Source organism: Sphingopyxis sp. (assembly GCF_036402335.1).
Taxonomy (GTDB): domain Bacteria; phylum Pseudomonadota; class Alphaproteobacteria; order Sphingomonadales; family Sphingomonadaceae; genus Sphingopyxis.
The window spans coordinates 1-1,518 of sequence record NZ_DASWTD010000093.1; the positions used below are offsets into that span (position 1 = coordinate 1).

At 67.8% G+C, this 1,518-nt stretch carries 2 protein-coding genes; both read left to right on the forward strand.

Annotated elements, in window-relative coordinates; genetic code table 11:
• Nucleotides 1-507, forward strand: a 507-nt coding sequence (locus tag VGD20_RS02820; RefSeq protein ID WP_331132994.1) for a 6-phosphogluconolactonase, incomplete at its 5' end; no start/stop codon positions are given.
• Nucleotides 508-634: 127 nt separating this feature from the next.
• Nucleotides 635-1,518, forward strand: an 884-nt coding sequence (locus VGD20_RS02825) for a dihydroxy-acid dehydratase (protein WP_331132995.1), incomplete at its 3' end; no start/stop codon positions are given.

The following is a 1,518-nucleotide window of genomic DNA, read 5'->3' on the forward strand; positions in this document are numbered from 1 at the left end:
ATCCCGACCGACGACCGTCTTGTGGCGGTCGACAGCCCGATGAGCAACGTCGCCTCGATCGCGCGCGCCTTCCTGCCACTGGGCGCGCGCGTGCTCCCGATCGGCACCGAGAACCCCGATCACAAGCTCGCGGGCAACGCCGCCGATGCGCGGCTGCAGGATCTGCACTGGCCGATCGATCTCGTCTGGCTCGGCATGGGCGCGGACGGCCACACCGCCTCGATCTTCCCCGGCCCCGATCTCGACGAGGCGCTGAACGGCCCCAAGGCGCGCCGCGCGCTCGGCGTCATGCCCGATCCGCTGCCCGCCGAGGCGCCCGTAGCGCGCGTGACCTTGAGCCGCGCCTCGATCCTGTCGGCGCGCACGATCCTGATCGCGATCGCCGGAAAGGAAAAACGCAAGGTTCTCGAAAAGGCGATCAAGGACGGGCCGAGTTCGAACGTCCCCGTCGGCCGCGTGCTCGCTGACGCCGAACAGCCCATCGACATCCACTGGCTCGATAATTGACGCGCGACGCTGCCCCTTCCACCGTTCGGGCTGAGCCTGTCGAAGCCCTGTCCTTCTTCTGCATCGCAAAGGGGGAAGGAAGGGGCTGCGACAGGCTCAGCCCGAACGGGATTAAGAGTTCCATCCAATGACCAGCCTCCACCCCGAAATCGCCGCGGTCACCGACCGCATCATTTCCCGCTCGAAAAAGGGCCGCGCCGCCTATCTCGAACTGATGGACCGCGAGCGCGAAAGGGGCGTCCACCGCCCGACGCTTTCGTGCGGCAACCTCGCGCACGGATTCGCGGCTGCGGCAGATGACAAGGCTGTCATCCGCGGCGGCAAGGCGATGAATATCGGGATCGTCACCGCCTATAACGACATGCTCTCGGCGCATCAGCCCTATGGCCGCTACCCCGAGCAGATGAAGGTCTTTGCGCGCGAAAAGGGCGCGACCGCGCAGGTCGCCGGCGGTGTTCCCGCGATGTGCGACGGCGTGACGCAGGGCCAGCTCGGCATGGAGCTGTCGCTGTTCAGCCGCGACAATATCGCGATGGGCACCGCGATAGCGCTCAGCCACGGCATGTTCGAGGGCGCGACGCTGCTCGGCATCTGCGACAAGATCGTGCCCGGCCTCCTGATCGGCGCGCTGCAGTTCGGCCACCTGCCCACGGTCTTCGTGCCGGCCGGCCCCATGACCAGCGGCCTGTCCAACAGCGAGAAGGGCAAGCTGCGCGAGCTCGCGGCCCAGGGCAAGGTGGGGCGCGAGGAGCTGCTCAAGGCCGAGTCGGCGGCGTACCACGGCCCCGGCACCTGCACCTTCTACGGCACGGCCAACAGCAACCAGATGCTGATGGAAGCCATGGGCCTGCACGTGCCCGGCACGGCTTTCATCCACCCACACGATGGGCTGCGCGAGCAGCTCACGCGCCAGGCGGTGCGGCAGGTGCTCGACATCTCGCGCGGCGAGCGCCGCACGCCAATCGGCCGCGTGGTCGACGAGCGGGTGATCGTCAACGCACTCGTTGCCTT